Raw genomic sequence first — 17,177 nt, 5'->3', positions numbered from 1 at the left:
ACGCGCCGCAGGCCCATCGGCGAGTGATAGCTTGCGCCACATTCCCGTTCTGCAGCAGGCGAAGCAAGACTCTATCCAGTATTAGCATAGATCTCCCATTGTTATCCCAGTCTTGCAGGCAGGTTGCCTACGTGTTACTCACCCGTCCGCCGCTAGGGTCCGAAAACCCTCGCTCGACTTGCATGTATTAGGCACGCCGCCAGCGTTCGTCCTGAGCCAGGATCAAACTCTCCATTAAAGTAGTTCTTGATCAAAGCTTCAAAACTTGCTTGGCTAGTGTTTCTATCAAACATTTTACTGTTCAGTTTTCAAAGAACACTTTTTCACCCTCAAGCGAGTTCGTTGTGTCTCTCGCTTACCTTTATAACTCTATCAGATCATCATCTTAAAGTCAATAGTTTTTCAAAACTTTTTTAAGAGATTTTTTATAGAGTTGATAACATCGCTTAAAGCGACGTTTTTTATAATACCAAACTTAAGACGTGTTATGCAAGCTTTTTTATTTTTTCCTAAATATTTTTCAACCCTAATTAAACGAACCTATAAAAACAGCATCGACTTTTCCTCTAGTATAAGCAATAACGTCATCCTGATTATCTATACCAAGAAAGCTCTTCTACTAATACGAGGTTCTCTAGCATAAGCTCTCGTGCAATACTAGCAACGATCCTCTAAACGTTTTCAATCACAATAAAGAAAAAAGAGGTGACAAAATCGTCACCTCTTCGCAGTTTAGGTATAACTGCTTACATCATACCCATTCCGCCCATGCCACCCATAGCGCCCATGTCTGGCATTGCTGGTTTATTTTCTTCTGGTTTATCTGCAACAACCGCTTCTGTAGTTAAGAACATAGCAGCAACTGAAGCAGCATTAGATAGAGCAGAGCGAGTTACTTTAGCCGCGTCTACAATACCCTCTTCAATCATATTTACCCATTGTTCAGTAGCAGCATTGAAGCCAATACCTATTTCTTCTTTTTTCAAACGCTCTACGATTACGGAACCTTCCAATCCAGCATTTGCTGCGATTTGGCGTACAGGCTCTTCCAAAGCACGAAGAACGATTTGTGCACCTAGACCTTCTTCTCCTTGAAGGTTTAGCTTCTCGATAGCATGCATAACAGAAATTAGTGTTGTACCACCACCTGCTACGATACCTTCTTCTACAGCCGCACGAGTAGAGTTCAGAGCATCTTCAATACGAAGTTTTTTCTCTTTCAACTCAGTTTCTGTAGCAGCACCAACTTTAACAACTGCAACACCACCAGCTAATTTAGCTAGACGCTCTTGCAATTTTTCACGATCAAATTCAGATGTAGTGTCTTCGATTTGTTGACGGATTTGAGCTACACGACCTTCGATAGCTGCTTTATCCCCAGAACCTTCAACGATTGTTGTGTGTTCTTTAGTAACAACAACTTTCGCAGCACGGCCCAATTGTTCGACTTTTGTTGCTTTAAGATCAAGGCCCAATTCTTCAGTGATTACTTCACCGCCAGTAAGAATAGCGATATCTTGCAGCATCGCTTTGCGACGATCACCAAATCCAGGAGCTTTAACCGCTACTGCTGTGAAAGTACCACGCAATTTATTAACTACCAAAGTAGCCAAAGCTTCGCCTTCAACATCTTCAGCAATGATAACTAAAGGTTTACCGCTTTGTACTACCTGCTCAAGTACCGGCAATACTTCTTGGATGTTTCCGATTTTTTTATCAGTGATTAAGATAAACGGATTGTTAAGAACAGCTTCCATTTTATCAGTATCAGTGATCATGTAAGGAGAAGCGTATCCACGGTCGAATTGCATACCTTCAACCACTTCAAGCTCTGTTGCGAAACCTTTGGATTCTTCAACAGTAATAACGCCGTCTTTTCCTACTTTTTCCATAGCTTCAGCAATCAAGCTACCTACTTCAGGATCATCAGCAGAAATAGAAGCAACTTGTGCAATTGCAGCTTTGCTTTCTACTGGTTTGGAAATAGAATGGATTTCTTCTACAGCAGCACGAACCGCTTTATCCATACCGCGACGAATTACCATTGGGTTAGCACCAGCAGTTACATTTTTTAGACCTTCACGAATCATGGAAGCAGCAAGTACAGTTGCAGTAGTTGTACCGTCACCAGCGATATCGTTGGTTTTAGTAGCAACTTCTTTAACCAATTGCGCACCCATGTTTTCGTATGCATCTTCTAGTTCGATTTCTTTTGCAATCGTTACACCATCATTTGTAATCAATGGAGAACCGAATTTTTTTTCCAGAACAACGTTACGACCTTTAGGTCCAAGTGTTACTTTAACTGCATTTGCAAGAGTTTCTACACCGCGCAACATAGAGCGACGTGCATCTTCGGAGAACTTGATTTGCTTTGCCATCTAATACTCAACCTCCAAATAGAAATATGTGTTTAGGGTAAATCAGTATGTGACGGTACCTTAGCCGATAACTGCCAAAATATCGGACTCACGAAGTACCAAATATTCTTTGTTGTCCAGCTTAACTTCTGTACCAGCATATTTAGAGAAGATTACTTTATCGCCTTCTTTTACTTCAAGGGCGATACGCTCACCGTTTTCAATGCGACCAGAACCCACTGCAACAATACGACCTTCTTGTGGTTTTTCCTTTGCAGTATCAGGCAAAACAATACCACTAGCAGTTGTTTCTTCTTTAGAAATTGGTTCAAGTACGACACGATCACCTAATGGCTTCAACACAAAAAACACCCTCCTCAAAGATAGTACATAATTTTTCTTAAACGGTTAGCACTCACCTTTAAGGAGTGCTAACACCCAATTCCTATAATAATAAATCACTGAATGCTTTGCAAGTATTTTCAAGTACATTTACAGACAAAAACTTCTCTCCCTGTAAGGTCTGGGACTAAGCATCCAGTCTCTTCATACATATATCTTCTGGAACTCTCTTATTCCACCTTCTTTTTCTTTTATACAAAACTCTATTTATTAGTTCTATACTTGACGATATGTACTTATAGATACAATAGAGACAGATTGCTAGACTGCGAGGAGGAATAGTACATGCCTAAAAAAAGCTGGTTTCTTGTTACAACTCTTGGACTTTCACTTTTTGTTTTGTTGCAAACAAGCACGCAAGCCTCATCTGAGATGAAAAGTCATATGAGGATGATCTTCTCTCCTCTTTTTACGAAAACAAGCACGTTACATCCATCAGACTCTGACAAAACCAAGGGTACTTCTGCTGATGTGATTGAAACAGTAAAAGAAACAACTAAAGCCGTTTTCCTGACAACGCTGACACCTGGGCACACCGCATCTGCTAAATCGCCCCTTCAGCAAAATCAACAAATAGTCACCCCTTCTATGAAGCAAGTTTTATCTACCGCGGAAAAAAGAGAGGCCTCAACGAAGCCCCTTTTTTCTGATCCTATTCTTTTTGGAGTCTCCTTGCATATGAGTTCTCAGCAGGTGGAAGCCACATTAGGTATCCCTGATCGTCGGGAACCTAGCTTATTTGGATATGAATGGTGGATTTATAACAAGCATCCTGATCGTTACGTACAGGTGGGCATTTTAAAAGGGAAGGTAGTAGATGTCTTTTCTAATAGTCCGAAAGCCGCATTAACCAATCAAATACGTATTGGCACTTCATACGATACGCTCAAAAAGAGCTATTCTTTACAGGAGCGCGTTACCTTTTCTTATGAGGATACATTTGTGGAAATAAAAAATGATGAAGCACAGCGACCATTACAGCTAGTAGGTGATATTCCTGTCTTATTTTACTTGGACAAGCATAATCAACAGAAGGTTACTGGCATCCGACTCATCGACAAGCTAGTTCTGCTTCAGGGTGGGTTCTACGAAACGAAGTGGACTTATACAGGGGAAGCACCCAATTTCACTCCTCCTACCCCTGATGCTAAAAGTCAGGAGGAGATTAATCGAGCGATGGAACGGCAGATATTAGATTTAACCAATGTCATTCGCTATCGCTATCAAATTCCACCATTACGTTGGAACGAAAAAGCAGCCATCACAGCCCGTAATCATAGCATCGATATGCAGCGCAATCAGTATTTTGATCATATTTCCGCAACAACAGGCTTATCTCCATTTGATCGACTGAAGAAAAATGGTCTGTCCTATCGAATGGCAGGAGAAAATATCGCCGCAGGATTTCCAGATGCTATAGAGGCCTCTCAAAGCTGGTTAAATAGCTTGGGGCATCGTAAAAACGTGCTTGAAAAGCAATTTGAAGAGCTAGGTGTAGGCGTCTTTTCTGACTATTTTACCGAAAACTTCGTTACGCTCTCTGCAACCAGATAAATTATTTCTTGATGAGTTCGCGTATCGTACTTACATCTCTGGTAAACTCCGCCAATATGGTTTCCTCACGCTGATTATGCAGGATAAGCCATGGTTTGCGTTTCCCATTCTTTGGCATCACCACAAAAACCCGCGAGATATGATCTTTCATCTTTTCTTTCGGGACAGATACTTTTATTGGAGGGTCCACAGGGATTTTTAAAATATAACAATGCTCCAACTGCGGGCTAATATCCTGGACTCTCCCGCTCACTGAGTGTAAAATCGTTTGAGCTTCCTGTTGAAAGAGAGTGCTATTTGAATAATGGGATACAACCTTTTGTTGGTCACTATCAAATAGCTCGACATTCTCTCCAGCTATCTGCGCTCCATCTGAATCGTTTCCTGTTGGGGTACCGCTAGTGGCCGTTGCTTGCTCACCCTTATGTAAGAATGGGAGAATTCCTGAGATTGCACCTGCCTTTATCATAGTGAAACCAGCCACCACCGCTGATACGGATAAAAAAATAGCAGATACTACAATCCACTTTCTTTTTTTCATCTATTTCACTCCTTTTCAAGCCCATTTCGTCCATATAGTATTTGCTCAACAAAAAGCCGCTATACCAAACAGAGCGAGTATTTCTGTAAAACAATAAGCTTCCATCCATACGCAAAAGCCCCCCTCCTGAAAAAGCTCAGAGGGGGGCACCTGCATTTTTAAGTACTAATCATCACTATTTAAAATTCCTAAAAGACGGAGCAACGACAAGAACAAATTGATAAAATCGAGGTAAAGCGAAATAACAGCCATTGGGACATCATCTTCTTCTACCCCATGTTTGAACTGAGATACATCGTATAGGATATAGCCGCTAAAAATCAAAATCCCTCCAGATGCTATCAATAGCTGCATTCCCGTTCCTAATGGAATAAACAGATTTAGCACCTGTAACAGGATCAAGCCAATAAGAGCCGCAAACAAAAAGCCGCCGATTGAACTGAAGTCGCGTTTGGACACATAAGCATAACCGGCCAATGAAATAAAGATAACGGTAGTGATGAGGAAAGCTGCGTTAACCAGCAAGGCCCCATTTTTCATTGCGTAGTATTGTAGAGTTGGCCCAAGCGTGATTCCACTGATGAACACAAAGGCAAATAAGAATCCATACCCGATTCGAACACCCTTTCTACGCATAAAAAAGGCGCCAAACAGCATTAGCAATTCAACAACAACCAGTGGCAGGATAAAGGCAGGGGGAACAAATGCTGTTCCTACCGCACTACCAATCGTAGACACCAGCAGTGAAATCGCAAACAATCTCAAAATTTTAGGAAAGTTACTCTCTTCCCGATACACTTGCTCCGAATAATTCTCGTTCAAGCTTCAAACACCTCCAATTTTTGGTTCCTACTTAAGAATCCTACCGATTCATGACAAGTTCTGCAACTATATTTACACAAAAAGAGCATAAATATAACCTTATGCTCTTTGAAATACTGCTATTTAATTTCAGAATCAGCCTGAACTTCCCCGATGCCGTATTCATGTTCCCACGCCTCATCCTCTTTCAACTGTCGACGATAAATGACTTTGGACAGAAACACACTAATCTCATACAAAACAAATAACGGAATCATTACGATAAAGTCACTCATGAAGTCAGGAGGTGTAATCACAATCGCAATAAAAGCCAAAATAAAATATGCATATCTTCTTATTTTAGACAGCCTTACCGGATTGATGATCCGCAGCCTTGTTAGTAAAATGACCAAGATCGGGAGTTCAAACAAAAATCCAAAAGGTACAATCATATTAAACATAAAAGAGAAATACTCCCCTAATCCCCACATGACTGGAGTACCCAACTGAACGTTAATGTTCGTCATAAACAGAACCACTAACGGGAACACAACATAATAGCCAAAAGCTAATCCAACCAGAAACAACAGACAAATAACGGGAATGAATGATAAGGTTAGCTTCGTTTCATGTGGCTTTAAACCTGGTTTAACAAACGCCCATAACTGTAACAAAAATACGGGTGTAGTTAATATCATCGAAACCAAGAAAGCAAACTGCATGTACACCTGCAGAGCATCGGAAGGCTTCAAGGAAACTAACGTATTCATAGAAAGATTAGCCATAGGCGTTTGCTGTAGATACATAACAACTGGCCCGGCGTAGTATAATCCCACTGCTAATCCGATAACAAAAACGAGTAGAACAATTAAAAGACGATTACGCAATTCGCCAATATGTTCCCATATAGTCATATCTCTTTGTTTACCCATCCAACCTGCCTACCTTCTTCTTACGCTTTTGGTTCGCTGGAAGAGGACGCTTCTTTACGCTCCTGTTCGATTTTTGCGCGAATTTCCTTTTCTAGACGCTCGCGTTCCAAACGCTCACGAATTTCACGCTCTAACTTTTCACGGTCAATTTTCTCGGAGGTCTCCACTGTATCCGCTGGTTTAGCAGTCGCTGCTACCAATTGCTGTTCGGCTGGTTTCTCTTTTTTATTCTCGTCAAAATCATCATTGGCAAGTCCACTTGTAGCTTTTTTGAACTCTCGCAAAGTACTGCCCATAGCTCTCCCTAACTCTGGTAGCTTTTTAGGTCCAAAAAAGATGATAGCTAAAATGATCAATATAACAAAACCTGAAGCTCCAATTCCACTACCCATAGTTAACATCTCCACTCATTAAATTATTAGCACTTACGTAAACCACCATAACCAAGTCGTGTCATATCACTTTCTTGGATGCGTTCTCCGTAAAGGATTCTAGGCAAAAAAACATCAAACGATGTAACAGGCTCATGCATCACCGCTCCAGGTAACCCTAGAATAGGGGTGTCTCCTTTATAGGCGATCATCAGCATAGAACCAGGCAACATCGGCGTACCATAACGTATAACATCAGAGCCTACACCAGCAATTGCCCCGGGTGTTTTATCATCTGGATCAACAGACATACCGCCTGTTACACAGATGAGATCAACTCCTTGTGACAGGAAATACTCTATCTCATGTTGTATCATCTCTTTATCATCTGGGGCAAAACGTTGCTCAACTACCTGAGAGCCTAACGCTTCTACCTTAGCTCTAATAGCAGGACCAAACTTATCTTGGATTCGTCCCTGATAAACCTCACTTCCTGTCGTGACCACTCCTACCCTGCGAGCAGGAATGGGCAACACATCCACGATCGGCCCTTCAAACTGTTTAGCCAAACGTTCTAACCCGAGAATGTTTTCTTCTTTCATAATCAAAGGGATAATGCGAGTGGCAGCCACAGACTGCCCCTCTGTTACCATTTGATTCGTTAGGATAGTGGAAAGGGCTATACCTTCTAATTCATTTAAAGCATGAACGGCCTGCTCATTGATTTTACAAAGCCCGTTTGTTTTTGCCTTCATTGAAACCTTACCTTCGTATGGCTCTGTTAAAATAAGATTTGTACCTGCAACAGCTTGGGCAATTCTTTGACCTGCTTCTTCTTCATGGATAAAGCCAGGAGGCATATCCATGATATAAACATGCTCTTTTCCTATAGAAAGCAGTGGCTCTATGTCTTCTGCTTTAATAACATGCCCTTTTTTAAACAGCCTACCCTTGAACTCCCCGGGTAAAATCTGCGTCATATCATGAGGCAAAATCATGCCCACCGCTTCGCGGACAGGCACGACTTTAAAGTTCGGCTTTTCTACCATCCGATTCCACCCCAGTCTTCACCGGCTTCTTCTGAGCCCTGCAAAATATGCAAAGCGTCCGGCAGCATGTCTGCAATAGCTATAAAGCAGACCTCGACTCCTTTAGGGTTTCCTGGTAAATTGAAAATCAAACTGTTGCCCCTTGTCCCTGCAACAGCACGTGTTAACATAGCGCGGCGAGATTGCTTTAAACCTGCACGACGCATCTCCTCCGCTAAGCCAGGTACTGGACGATCAATTACCCATGACGTCACTTCCGGTGTAACATCCCGCGGACTCAATCCTGTTCCACCTGTGGTAATGAGAATATCGCATTTTTCTCGATCCACCAATTCGATCATATGCTCCTTCAGTTCTTCCATATCATCCGGTAAACAACGATAAATAATGTTTTCCGTATGCAAGTGCTGTTTGACTAACCCGCGCACCAACTGAATTCGATCATCCTCTCTTTCCCCACCAGCGATTGAATCACTAGCCGTAATGATGCCTATTTTCCATCCTGACATGTTAAACCCTCCTCCAATACCATCACAATTATACAATACCATCTTTTTGGGAATGGTGTAATGTATGTCCAAATTGTTTCAAATTCAGATAATTCCCTCTTCGGTGACGATTTGATCCAAATGGATATCAAAAGGCTCTATTGGCACCTTTTCAATCACCTGCATAGCTAAGCAAAATCCAATTCGCCTAGGTTCATGCGGCAGACTTTGGAAAAATCGGTCATAATAACCGGCTCCATAGCCTAAGCGTCCTTTTTGCCGATCAAAGGCTACTCCTGGAACAATCACTACTTCAATCTCTGACAGCTTCAGCTCTGTTGAACGCGTGGGGTCTGGCTCCCAGATACCGTAAGCCCCCTTCTTCAAGCTACTTCTGCTCTCATATGTATAAGGTATTATTTTTTTATGCTCTCGATTTGTCAGGGGAAGAGCAATCTTTATGTCACGCTCTCTTGCCTCTTCTATAAAAGACCACGTATTGATTTCGCTTCCAAACGAACTAAAACACATAATCGTTTGAGCTTCTTTTACAGCTTTGATACTCCATAAATGCTGTGTAGCCCTATCGGATTTTTGCTCGCGATCCTCTTCACTCAACAAATCCCGCGCGCTAATCATCACCTGTCTCAAGCGTTTCTTCTCTAGCATGTGCATACTTTGCCCCCCTTATTTGCCCACCTATTGATCGGCTCCCCTTGTTCCCGACCTCTGCTTTAGGTACACTGTTAGGATAGAGATCTGAATATCATCTCGGGGTGAAAGCTATGATTTTATTACAAGCAGAGCACATAACGAAGTCATATGGTGTTGAAACCATTTTACAGGATATATCTTTACAAGTACAAACGTTAGAACGGATCGGTTTGGTTGGAGTAAATGGAGCCGGGAAATCTACGCTGATGAAAATTATAGCAGGCGAACTTAGCTATGATAGCGGAATGCTTCGTAAACCAAAGGATGTAACAATCGGTTACCTAGCCCAAAACAGCGGTCTGGAATCCAATAACTCCATCTGGGCAGAGATGCTTCTTGTTTTTGAGCATCTTCAATCAGAGGAAAAAGAGCTACGCAAGATGGAAGCTATGATGGGCGATCCCGCAGTCTTTGAGGACGAAAAAAAATATCAGCAGATTATGGAGACCTATTCACATCGCGTGGAAGCCTTTAAAGAAAAAGGCGGTTATAGCTATGAAGCTAGTATTCGCGGTGTACTTCACGGTCTTCGTTTTTCAGACATGGATTATGAAACACCTATTTATACGTTAAGCGGCGGTCAAAAAACACGTCTGGCATTAGCGAAGTTACTTCTTCAGTCACCTGATTTATTGCTGTTAGACGAGCCTACGAACTATTTGGATATCGAAACGTTATCCTGGCTAGAGGTCTATTTGCAAAATTACAAGGGTGCTATCCTAGTCGTTTCCCATGACCGTTACTTTTTAGATAAGCTAGTAAATATCGTCTATGAAATAGAACGTCATCAGGCGCAACGCTATGTAGGTAACTACAGCCGCTATTTGGATCAAAAGGCGATGCGTTTAGAGCAGGAGCTGCGCCGTTTTGAAAAGCAAGAGGAAGAAATCGCAAAATTAGAGGATTTTATTCAGCGCAATATCGCTAGAGCGTCTACTACCAAACGTGCGCAAAGCAGACGGAAAACACTTGAAAAAATCGATCGAATGGATAAACCGATTGCGAGTAACAAATCTGCCCATTTCTCCTTTGAAATTGCCAAAATGAGCGGAAATAACGTGCTTAAGGTTCGAAATCTTGCCATTGGCTACGAGGAGGTCACGCTTTCCTCTCAGTTGACCTTTGATTTAGAACGCGAAGAGCGTGTTGCACTAGTAGGACCAAACGGGATCGGAAAATCTACTTTACTTAAAACGATTGTGGGTCAGCTTACAGCTAAACAAGGACATATAGATCTGGGAAGTAATGTAACCATTGGCTACTATGATCAGGAACAACGCGAGTTAAATATGAGCAAAACTATTTTGGCAGAGCTATGGGATGATTATCCTCAGATGCAGGAGAAAGAGGTCCGCACCATTCTTGGAAACTTCTTGTTTAGTGGCGATGACGTGTTAAAGAGAATTGGCGACTTGTCCGGCGGCGAGCGCGCACGTGTCTCTTTGGCTAAATTAATGTTAAAGGAAGCCAATTTCTTGATTTTCGACGAGCCGACTAACCATCTGGATATCATCAGTAAAGAGGTATTAGAGAATGCCCTATATGACTATCCCGGCACGATTTTATTTGTATCCCACGACAGATATTTTCTAAACAAAATGGCTACTCGCGTTCTAGAGATGTCTCCAACTGGAGTAACAAGCTACCTTGGTAATTACGACTACTATCTGGATAAAAAACAAGAGCTTGTAGAACAAGCTCAGGAAAAGGTTGAACAGACAAATCCAAAAACCTCAGCAGCCAGACCAAGCACTCCAGAGAAAAGCAACTATGAGCTTGATAAAGAAGCGAAGCGTAAGGAGCGGCAACGCCAACGACGTTTAGAAGAAATTGAAAAAAGTATTCAGGATAACGAGGAAAAAATCGCTGCCTGGGAAGAAGAATTATGTCATCCTGATGTTTATTCTGATCATGTTGAGGCCCAGAAGCGTAATGATCTGATTAGCCAGGCTCGAACAACGATTGATCAATTGTATGCAGAATGGGAAGAGCTGTCGATGGACTAATACTTTCTAGCTATCTTATCTTCCTGTAGAGTTAAGAGTAGTGCAGGACTTACAAAAAAAATGATCGACGTGGCCGCTGACACAATACCTGAATCATTTAAAAAAAGGCCAGCCAACGACCCTGCCATGATCCCGCTAAAACCCATAACCAAGGCGGGATAGCTGGCATACAATCTACGCATATACTGCTGCGGATAAAAGCTGATGACACTGACAATAAACAGGGATAGAAAAAATACCTTACTCCATAAAGAAACACGGATCAGGCGAAGGTTCATTTCCAGCTTCCGCTGAATAATCTGACCCACTTCTATCCAGTTACCCGTTATAATGTCATGAGCAACTTTACCTACATGAGTCATTGGTTGCATCGAAAACAGATGAATAATAAGTAAACTCGCTATACCAACTAATAAGCTTCCTCCTATCAAGAGGGGGCTTATTTTGCGTAGACGGATTTGATAAAATCGAAGCAACGTAACCACATACGCGAGTCCAGTTGCCAAAAATCCCCCTGCATTCGTGCCATACTGAGGAGAAGCCAGATACCATAGAATGATACCCATACATACGATAAGCAGAATCAGTCCCACTAGAGACAGGTTCGTCTGTTCATCTTTTATTTGCTTTCTTTCCCGTTCTTGTTCCCATTGATAAAATGCAGCAAAAAAAAGCAGGCTTGCTCCAATTAATACCCCCTCATATTCGTTACCCATTCCATAAAAACGCGCCCCAATGACCGGGTCATACCCGAGGAAAGAACGCTTCATTAAGTGGGCGCCCGTAAATCCATCTACTAATAAGCCGATCGTCGTGCATACTCCTATCAGAAAAAAACCAGTTGATAGCGAGAGACGACATAACCAGTAAGCCATTACCCCAGCTACTATGCCTAACAGCGAAAGTGTAGCAAGAACAGGTAAAGAGATATCCACAAGAGGCTCAAGCAAAAGCAAAAACGGGACTAATAGCAATCCGGTAAGCAATAGCCTGACAAATTTACGAACACGCACTGAAACCGCCCTAGATTGATACTGATAGCGATACCATAATAAAAGCCCCGACAATAAGCCAGCCAACTGAAGGATGACGAAGCTATAAATAATACTTGGTCTGTTCGCATATATACGATGAATGCGGTCTATTTTTTGGAAAAAAGAGGAAATTATCCAGTCCGACTGATTGTCTTTCACCTGACTTACTTCAGTCGTGGAAATGAATGGGATTGGTTGATTCGTTGCAGGATGAATCACATGCCCAATTACATGTTCGGGTAAAGGCAGATGAATCCAATGGTAAACGGTTGGTAATAGATCCAATCCACTCACTAGTCCTGGCTGACGTGTGGTTATGGACGTTAACTCGCCTGTTTTTACTCCTGAATATGTCCACATGAGAAATGGCGTCAATATGCTCTTTTCTTTGATAGCAATTGGATTAGCATCTGCAGAGAGCAGCAGAAACATTTGTCCAGGTTGTAGTTTAGCTATAATCTGACCTGCTATCTTTGCTAAATCACCAATAATTTGATGGTACATCTGTTTAAAATGCGAGGGTGACATTTCAGGCATTTGTCTGTATAATCTTGCCAAATCTCCATATTGCCAAATGATTAGGCTTGAGCTTTTATCCTCTGCGATCTGTTGTAACACAACATCTTTCTTTGTACGCAGACCATAAGGATAACGTAAGTCCTTTTCTAGTAGCATATCGGGCGATACCATTCCCTTTCTGATCTCTCCAGTTGAAGTAACCCCCAATAACGAGGCATGTCGTTGCTTCTTTTCTCCGTAATCAGCATTTCCATAAAAAGCTACCGTACCATCCACACGTTCAATGCCGTCTCCCATTAATCCAATTCTGGCTGTATACGGCTTGTTTTCATTATCTCTTTGCAAACGAAAAATACCGGGATATAAGAGTGCACTTTTTTTGTTAATCATATGCGGATTCGTCAGGCGACTCATTCGTTGTTCTGCTGTTTCGTTATTGCTTGTAGATTCATTATGCTGGTATAACGTTTCGCTGGCTTCTGTATATTGAGCCTGTCCTCCGCTACCCATCAATAGATATCCATTCGCGGCCGTTCTTGGTCCCGCAGTTCGCATCGTTAATGCTGCATAGCCCGCCTTATGCATATGACCAGCAAAAGGCTGACGGTACCGTAGCTCTTGAAGATCATTGAAAGAAAACATATCCACAGCGAGTATAATTACCTGTCGATTCTTTATAGAAATAAATGGTGTGGTTAGTAGCGGAGATGTTTTATGCGAAGAGGTGGCAAATGCCGCTTTTGGAAAGCTGATCTCAAGAATTACAACCAATATAAGCATCCACCGAAGCAACTTTATTTTCATAAAGGTATTCCTCCTGTTAATAACAAGAAGCTGAATGATTATGTCGAATATTGTTAAATACATTTTTTCAACAGATTTATCCACAGTTAAAATAGCCTTTTCAACAGAAAAAAAACCATAAATAAGAGATTTATAGACTAACCATCATCGTTATCCACATTATCCACAAAGATATTAACAGATTTATTACATTTGTTAAGAAATGATTGTTGATATTGTTCATAAGTTCATTTGAAACCCATCGACAATCCTTAGTAGCTTTCCCATCTCTCCTAGACAAATTCCTTTTATGGGGATAATTAGAACAAAAAAACCCTTTTTAGCTTTTTACTAAAAAGGGTTGGTCAATTCTAATCCAGGAACACCATTTAAATCAAGATCGGCAAATTTTCCCTGTTGGTATGAGACAAATCCAGCCGCCGCGATCATAGCAGCATTATCTGTGCAAAGAATAAGTGGCGGGATAGTTAGAGCCAGTCCTTCCTTTGCGCAACGCTCACTTAATGCTGAACGTAGTCCTTTATTTGCTGCTACACCGCCAGCTAATAATATTTGTTTAGCCTGATACTCTCTTGCGGCTCGAATCGTCTTTTCTACTAAAACCTCAACTACTGAAGTCTGGAAGCTTGCTGCCAGATTGGCCGCAGGAATTTCTTCTCCTCGCTGTTTTGCATTGTGAAGCGTGTTTAATACAGCCGATTTCAAGCCGCTGAAGCTAAAATCATACGAATCCTTCTCTAGCCAAGCTCGTGGCAGGCTAATGCTTGCTTCCCCTTCATGAGCTAGCCGATCAATATGCGGTCCGCCTGGGTAAGGCAATTCCAATGAACGGGCAACCTTGTCATAAGCCTCTCCGGCCGCATCATCACGGGTTTCGCCTAAAATCTCAAAATGCCCATGCTCTTTCATATAGATTAACTCTGTATGTCCGCCAGAAACAACTAAACTGATCAGCGGGAATTGCATTTCCTCCACCAAGCGGTTTGCATAAATATGCCCCGCAATATGATGAACCCCTATGAGAGGAATTCCTTTTGCAAAGGAAATAGCTTTCGCAGCTGCTACGCCGACTAGAAGCGCCCCAACTAATCCCGGGCCATACGTCACTGCGATAGCAGAAATATCGTCCCAGCTTTTATTAGCTAGCTCTAGTGCCTCTTCTATCGTCACCGTAATATTTTCCACGTGTCTGCGAGAAGCAACTTCAGGTACTACCCCCCCGAAGCGTTTGTGTATATCAGCTTGAGAAGCAATCACGTTGGATAAAATGGTGGTGCCATTCTCAATAACGGCTGCCGATGTCTCATCACAGCTCGTTTCAATGCCTAAAATACAGACTGGTCGATTCGATTGTAATTGTTGTTCATAACGTTGTTGTACCCGCTTCATATAGCGAGATTGTCGATTACTCTTCACGTAAATTCACCCACATAATAATGGCATCTTCGTTATTATCGGAATAATATCGTTTTCGTCTTCCATGTTCTTCAAAGCCTAATTTTGTGTATAAGTTCCGAGCTATTTCATTAGACGGGCGCACTTCCAAGGTCATTCTTTCGCCGCCCAATACCATCGCAAGGGCCATCATCTGTTTCATGAGCTGCAATCCTACCCTTTGACCACGTACATCGGGATGAATACAAATATTGGTGATATGAGCCTCATCAATAATGAGCCACATTCCACAATACCCTACAACCTGTCCGTCTAGTACAGCTACTATATATTTTGCATTCGGATTAATGGTTAATTCATTAATAAAGGCTTCTAATGGCCAAGGAGTCGGAAAACAAATACGCTCTAGCTCAGCAATTCTTTCCACATCATCTAATGTCATGTAACGAAATTCTAACTGCTTTGATAGTGTCTCACTCATGTAATATCCCTACTTTTCCTGTTTCGCTATCCATTTGGCTTCCGCTTCTGCCAATTGTAGATACTCAGGTACTAAGTCATGCGCAGGAATGCCTTTTCCTTCCTTCAACTGTTGAAGCCCCGTCCATGCCAAGTGTGCTGCTCTTGGATGATTGAAGGCAGGGGTTGCAAACATCGCCTTTTCTCCCAGCACATCGCTAATGACGTCACGATGTTTATCCAAATCTTCTCCTAAAAATAGCAAGGGCTCACCAGATGTTTCTTGTTGGAGCAGATCCAACCAATCTGTAAGCAATATAATTCGTTCAGGAAGCAAAGCGTCTAGCGTCTGACAATCCTTGCTTCGATACAGGCCTGTGTATACTTGACCTCGCCTTGCATCAAAGAGCGGGACAATTCCTCCTGTAAAAGAAAGAGCGTTCATTCCTACCGCTTCTAGACTAGAGATCCCAATCACAGGAATCCCAAGAGACCAAGCCATGCTTTTCGCCGTAGCTACCCCAATCCGAACTCCTGTGTAAGAACCAGGTCCCTTTGCTACAGCAATTCCTGTCAATTCTGCCGGGTCAATATTTAGTTCATCTAGCAGCGTGGATATCCCGTCCATTACTGTGACGGAATGATTTTTATTTAAATTACTTGTCCATTCTCCCCGTACTCGTGAATCATCGACCACAGCGACGCTAAGCACGAGATTGGAGGTATCAATTGCCAGCACGCACATGTTGATCAATCTCCTTACCTACCTGTTCACTTCGTTTTCCTACTACCTCAAGTCGGCATAGGCGAACATTCTCTCCTTGTTGAAGCAAATGAATCGTCATTCGATCCTCCGGTACATGATCCGGGATTAAAGAGGCCCATTCTACAACACAAACACCTTCACCATAAAAATACTCATCAAGCCCTAAATCATCCACCTGATCAGCGACCCGGTATACATCCATATGATAAAGCGGCAAACGTCCAGCATACTCTTTAATAATCGTAAAGGTTGGACTATTGACCACACGTTTCACCCCGAGTCCCCGTGCCAATCCTTGTGTAAACGTGGTTTTACCAGCCCCCAAATCCCCTTCCAACGCCAAGAAATCCCCTGGCATCAAAAGCTGAGCTAGTTTTTCTGCGAATTCCTGGGTCGCTTGCTGACTAGTAAATTCAAATTCATATGTCATTGCCTTGCCATTCCTCCATTCTTTTTATTATAGCCCTGTCGAAAATGGCATGTAAAGGCGGGTTCCTACCCCTGTGACAAGGGCTCGATACGTAATTTACCTCGACACCTGCCACACACATAGCGAGCTAGGTTAATCTTTTTCTTTCTTTTATACGAAAATCCACAGTCCGTGCAGATTAGTTGATAGCGATATGGCAGCACGATTTTTTGTCTGCTAAGTCTGGAGCAGTATCTTGCTCCACCTACCTGCTGTAATAATTGAATAAAATCCTGATCACGATGTCGATAGCCCTTTCCCTCCAGATGAAGGTGATAATGGCATAGTTCATGCTTAATGATACCAATCAGTTCTTCCTTACCATGTTCTTGAAGATGAAGGGGATTAAACTCAAGATCATGCGAACGCAATAAATATCTACCGCCAGTCGTGCGCAAACGTGAGTTAAAACGAGCATTATGACGAAACGGTTTGGCAAAATCACGCACCGATATCTCTTCCACTAGTTTTTGCAATTCCTTATCGTTCACACACGTCTCCCCCTAAGTCTTT

General features: G+C 42.2%; 17 protein-coding genes and 1 rRNA gene. 2 read left to right on the top strand and 16 right to left on the bottom strand.

From position 1 onward, the window contains the following. The 3 genes from AYJ08_RS24140 to groES form a co-directional block, all read right to left on the bottom strand. Window positions 1-238, bottom strand: a 16S ribosomal RNA gene (locus tag AYJ08_RS24140); the annotation flags it as partial. A gap of 508 nt (window positions 239-746) precedes the next feature. Then, a complete protein-coding gene (groL, locus tag AYJ08_RS20245) occupies window positions 747-2,381 on the bottom strand; it encodes a chaperonin GroEL (RefSeq protein WP_064019201.1) in 1,635 nt (544 codons plus the stop codon). Between the two features lie 60 nt (window positions 2,382-2,441). Beyond that, window positions 2,442-2,723 carry a co-chaperone GroES gene (gene groES / locus AYJ08_RS20240; RefSeq protein ID WP_003333513.1) on the bottom strand — a complete coding sequence of 94 codons (282 nt, stop codon included), beginning with the start codon at window positions 2,721-2,723 and terminating at the stop codon, window positions 2,442-2,444. A gap of 324 nt (window positions 2,724-3,047) precedes the next feature. Between groES and AYJ08_RS20235 the strand changes: the two genes are divergently transcribed. Beyond that, on the top strand, window positions 3,048-4,316 hold the full coding sequence (locus AYJ08_RS20235; RefSeq protein WP_064019200.1) for a CAP domain-containing protein: 1,269 nt from the start codon (window positions 3,048-3,050) through the stop codon (window positions 4,314-4,316). 1 nt (window position 4,317) lies between these two features. On the opposite strand, the gene AYJ08_RS20230 is transcribed toward AYJ08_RS20235, so the two are convergent. From AYJ08_RS20230 to AYJ08_RS20200, 7 genes are all read right to left on the bottom strand, one after another. Next, window positions 4,318-4,857: a hypothetical protein gene (locus AYJ08_RS20230; RefSeq protein WP_064019199.1), complete on the bottom strand. Its 540-nt coding sequence runs from the start codon at window positions 4,855-4,857 to the stop codon at window positions 4,318-4,320. 165 nt (window positions 4,858-5,022) lie between these two features. Continuing rightward, complete coding sequence (locus AYJ08_RS20225; RefSeq protein ID WP_064019198.1) at window positions 5,023-5,679, bottom strand: Bax inhibitor-1/YccA family protein; 657 nt, start codon at window positions 5,677-5,679, stop codon at window positions 5,023-5,025. Window positions 5,680-5,798: 119 nt separating this feature from the next. Continuing rightward, entirely contained in the window at window positions 5,799-6,590 is a 792-nt protein-coding gene (gene tatC, locus AYJ08_RS20220; RefSeq protein ID WP_064019197.1) for a twin-arginine translocase subunit TatC, read from the bottom strand. Window positions 6,591-6,610: 20 nt separating this feature from the next. After that, on the bottom strand, window positions 6,611-6,991 hold the full coding sequence (locus tag AYJ08_RS20215; protein WP_082891041.1) for a twin-arginine translocase TatA/TatE family subunit: 381 nt from the start codon (window positions 6,989-6,991) through the stop codon (window positions 6,611-6,613). A 17-nt stretch (window positions 6,992-7,008) separates the two neighbouring features. Next, window positions 7,009-8,010 (bottom strand): molybdopterin-binding protein, encoded by a 1,002-nt coding sequence (locus AYJ08_RS20210; protein WP_064019195.1) that lies wholly within the window; start codon window positions 8,008-8,010, stop codon window positions 7,009-7,011. Next, window positions 8,004-8,519 (bottom strand): MogA/MoaB family molybdenum cofactor biosynthesis protein, encoded by a 516-nt coding sequence (locus AYJ08_RS20205; RefSeq protein ID WP_018673793.1) that lies wholly within the window; start codon window positions 8,517-8,519, stop codon window positions 8,004-8,006. The genes AYJ08_RS20210 and AYJ08_RS20205 overlap by 7 nt, the downstream gene beginning before the upstream one ends. Before the next feature lie 84 nt (window positions 8,520-8,603). Further along, entirely contained in the window at window positions 8,604-9,173 is a 570-nt protein-coding gene (locus AYJ08_RS20200) for a 5-formyltetrahydrofolate cyclo-ligase (RefSeq protein ID WP_064019194.1), read from the bottom strand. Window positions 9,174-9,283: 110 nt separating this feature from the next. Here AYJ08_RS20200 and AYJ08_RS20195 point away from each other — a divergent pair, with 110 nt between their 5' ends. Then, window positions 9,284-11,218, top strand: coding sequence for an ABC-F family ATP-binding cassette domain-containing protein (locus tag AYJ08_RS20195; RefSeq protein ID WP_064019193.1), 1,935 nt, complete (start codon window positions 9,284-9,286; stop codon window positions 11,216-11,218). Here AYJ08_RS20195 and AYJ08_RS20190 read toward each other — a convergent pair. The 6 genes from AYJ08_RS20190 to AYJ08_RS20165 all read right to left on the bottom strand — a co-directional run bounded on the left by AYJ08_RS20190 (window position 11,215) and on the right by AYJ08_RS20165 (window position 17,155). Continuing rightward, complete coding sequence (locus AYJ08_RS20190; protein ID WP_064019192.1) at window positions 11,215-13,575, bottom strand: hypothetical protein; 2,361 nt, start codon at window positions 13,573-13,575, stop codon at window positions 11,215-11,217. The genes AYJ08_RS20195 and AYJ08_RS20190 overlap by 4 nt on opposite strands. 330 nt (window positions 13,576-13,905) lie before the next feature. Beyond that, entirely contained in the window at window positions 13,906-14,964 is a 1,059-nt protein-coding gene (gene tsaD / locus AYJ08_RS20185) for a tRNA (adenosine(37)-N6)-threonylcarbamoyltransferase complex transferase subunit TsaD (RefSeq protein WP_064019205.1), read from the bottom strand. A gap of 16 nt (window positions 14,965-14,980) precedes the next feature. Next, the gene (gene rimI, locus AYJ08_RS20180; protein WP_064019191.1) at window positions 14,981-15,451 is read right to left on the bottom strand and encodes a ribosomal protein S18-alanine N-acetyltransferase; all 471 of its coding nucleotides are present in this window, start codon (window positions 15,449-15,451) and stop codon (window positions 14,981-14,983) included. Window positions 15,452-15,460: 9 nt separating this feature from the next. Beyond that, window positions 15,461-16,174: a tRNA (adenosine(37)-N6)-threonylcarbamoyltransferase complex dimerization subunit type 1 TsaB gene (gene tsaB / locus AYJ08_RS20175; RefSeq protein ID WP_022586371.1), complete on the bottom strand. Its 714-nt coding sequence runs from the start codon at window positions 16,172-16,174 to the stop codon at window positions 15,461-15,463. Continuing rightward, window positions 16,155-16,625, bottom strand: a complete 471-nt coding sequence (tsaE, locus tag AYJ08_RS20170) for a tRNA (adenosine(37)-N6)-threonylcarbamoyltransferase complex ATPase subunit type 1 TsaE (protein ID WP_064019190.1) — start codon at window positions 16,623-16,625, stop codon at window positions 16,155-16,157. The genes tsaB and tsaE overlap by 20 nt, the downstream gene beginning before the upstream one ends. Before the next feature lie 65 nt (window positions 16,626-16,690). Beyond that, complete coding sequence (locus tag AYJ08_RS20165) at window positions 16,691-17,155, bottom strand: SprT family protein (protein ID WP_031411752.1); 465 nt, start codon at window positions 17,153-17,155, stop codon at window positions 16,691-16,693. Window positions 17,156-17,177: the final 22 nt, after the last annotated feature.

Origin of the sequence: Brevibacillus sp. SKDU10 (genome assembly GCF_001645205.1) — a bacterium.
Classification (GTDB): Bacteria; Bacillota; Bacilli; order Brevibacillales; family Brevibacillaceae; genus Brevibacillus_B; species Brevibacillus_B halotolerans.
This window is presented reverse-complemented; position numbering and strand designations above follow the sequence as displayed.

Bases quoted from the DNA above. Each gene is read 5' to 3' on its own strand.
- AYJ08_RS20190 (WP_064019192.1), bottom strand. From the start codon at position 13,575: ATGAAAATAAAGTTGCTTCGGTGGATGCTTATATTGGTTGTAATTCTT.
- rimI (WP_064019191.1), bottom strand. From the start codon at position 15,451: ATGAGTGAGACACTATCAAAGCAGTTAGAATTTCGTTACATGACATTA.
- tsaB (WP_022586371.1), bottom strand. From the start codon at position 16,174: ATGTGCGTGCTGGCAATTGATACCTCCAATCTCGTGCTTAGCGTCGCT.
- AYJ08_RS20210 (WP_064019195.1), bottom strand. From the start codon at position 8,010: ATGGTAGAAAAGCCGAACTTTAAAGTCGTGCCTGTCCGCGAAGCGGTG.
- AYJ08_RS20230 (WP_064019199.1), bottom strand. From the start codon at position 4,857: ATGAAAAAAAGAAAGTGGATTGTAGTATCTGCTATTTTTTTATCCGTA.
- tsaE (WP_064019190.1), bottom strand. From the start codon at position 16,625: ATGACATATGAATTTGAATTTACTAGTCAGCAAGCGACCCAGGAATTC.
- AYJ08_RS20195 (WP_064019193.1), top strand. From the start codon at position 9,284: ATGATTTTATTACAAGCAGAGCACATAACGAAGTCATATGGTGTTGAA.
- tatC (WP_064019197.1), bottom strand. From the start codon at position 6,590: ATGGGTAAACAAAGAGATATGACTATATGGGAACATATTGGCGAATTG.
- AYJ08_RS20235 (WP_064019200.1), top strand. From the start codon at position 3,048: ATGCCTAAAAAAAGCTGGTTTCTTGTTACAACTCTTGGACTTTCACTT.
- groL (WP_064019201.1), bottom strand. From the start codon at position 2,381: ATGGCAAAGCAAATCAAGTTCTCCGAAGATGCACGTCGCTCTATGTTG.
- tsaD (WP_064019205.1), bottom strand. From the start codon at position 14,964: ATGAAGCGGGTACAACAACGTTATGAACAACAATTACAATCGAATCGA.
- AYJ08_RS20215 (WP_082891041.1), bottom strand. From the start codon at position 6,991: ATGTTAACTATGGGTAGTGGAATTGGAGCTTCAGGTTTTGTTATATTG.
- AYJ08_RS20200 (WP_064019194.1), bottom strand. From the start codon at position 9,173: ATGCACATGCTAGAGAAGAAACGCTTGAGACAGGTGATGATTAGCGCG.
- AYJ08_RS20205 (WP_018673793.1), bottom strand. From the start codon at position 8,519: ATGTCAGGATGGAAAATAGGCATCATTACGGCTAGTGATTCAATCGCT.